The organism is Aquimarina sp. (assembly GCF_977115655.1).
In genome coordinates, this window is record NZ_CDSBKO010000147.1 from 1 (window position 1) to 1,524 (window position 1,524).

Sequence of the window (1,524 nt, forward strand, 5' to 3'; positions counted from 1 at the left end):
CAAAGAACTTTAAAACCCACAACATCTTTTACAACGTTGTGGATTTTTCTTTTTTACTATTAATACCCGCTAATCTGGTACGGTACCAGTTACAAACTGGCACTAACGCATAATAGAACTCAGCCTTTAGATTACAATTTATCAACTAGTGAGGAAAATTTTAAAAGATTTTTTGCAGCTTCAACTGCTTCTTTTTGAAATTTATCCTTATTATCTACAATATTTTTCAACTCTGATTTAGACTTTTTCTCAAATTTTATCATTAGACTTTTGACTCTATCATTGTATTCTTTATTAGAATATTTTATAGACTCTGGGTCAGGACTAGAGATCAATTGAAAAATGCGTCTTTTTCTTTCTATCAAATTTCTCGGAATAATCTGTTCTATCTCATCACATAATAGACAGGTAATTATTATATTTTCCCCATTTTTTAGTTTAATATCCGCATAATAATATTCATCCCAAAAAAATAGTCGTATATCTTTATGATATAAAGGAAAAGAAAGGTTTAATACTACTTTGTCTATATCGGATAAAGTGAATTCAATAAATCTATTCTTTTTTCTATATGTAAGTTTATCGCCGTTCAGTATTACCAAAATGGTTTTACTATTTTCTTTTTGATAGTTGAAAAATAGAATAAGTAATGGAATTAAATATCCAATCACCCCCCATAATAAGGCAATTTGAGTTATTGCCAAAACTGTATTTATAGAATTGTTGATTAGAAAAAATAAAAATACACTAATACTTACTATTACCATAATTATGAGTGGTCTATAAAAAAACACTCTCTTATATGGTAGATTACTATACTCTTTTCTCATTTGTCTTTTTGAAATTTAACGAAACATATTAAATCCTCTATTAATATTTGGAAGGGTAAAATTAAAGTTTAAATTTCTTTGTACTGGTCCATTAGGATCGACAAATGTGTCATATCCTTTTTCTACTGCAGCAGCACCAACACCAAATAATGCACCTGGACCCGCTCCTAAAAGCCGCCCTATACCGAAACCAAAAACATTACTTGAAGTTCTAGATATAAGTCTGTTTTTTGTTATTACGTTATTTCTATATGCATATGTGTCATTTGATATTGAGAGGAAAGTTAAAGAAAATCCAATTCCAGTAGATAAATTTTTAGCTCTTACAAATTTGTCTACATACGTAATTCGATAAACCTTCTTAATACCATAAGAAGCTAATGTATTGGTTTGACTGGAGAAGTTAGTTAAATTTGCATCATCAAAAGCACCTAGAACTACTTTTGTTTTTGGAATGGAATTTACTAATTCCTTATAAATACTATTTGATGTAGCTAATCCTAAAATACTAGTCTTTACATTACTATAAGAAATTCCTGTGCTATCTATCCAATCTGGCATTTCTCCATCCCCATCCGTACCATAAGCAACTAAATCTTCTGTCATCATGGTTACGGTTCGTTTTTTCTTGGGATCTGTAGCAGAAGCAGAAAGCCCAAATTGCGCTAGTGCTCTATTTAACATAGAAATACCT

General features: G+C 29.9%; 2 protein-coding genes. Both read right to left on the reverse strand.

The window, feature by feature from the left end; genetic code table 11:
- Window positions 1-131: 131 nt before the first annotated feature.
- On the reverse strand, window positions 132-704 hold the full coding sequence (locus ACZIYX_RS23910; RefSeq protein WP_462684771.1) for a hypothetical protein: 573 nt from the start codon (window positions 702-704) through the stop codon (window positions 132-134).
- Between the two features lie 141 nt (window positions 705-845).
- On the reverse strand, window positions 846-1,524 hold a 679-nt coding region (locus tag ACZIYX_RS23915), incomplete at its 5' end, for a hypothetical protein (RefSeq protein WP_462684772.1).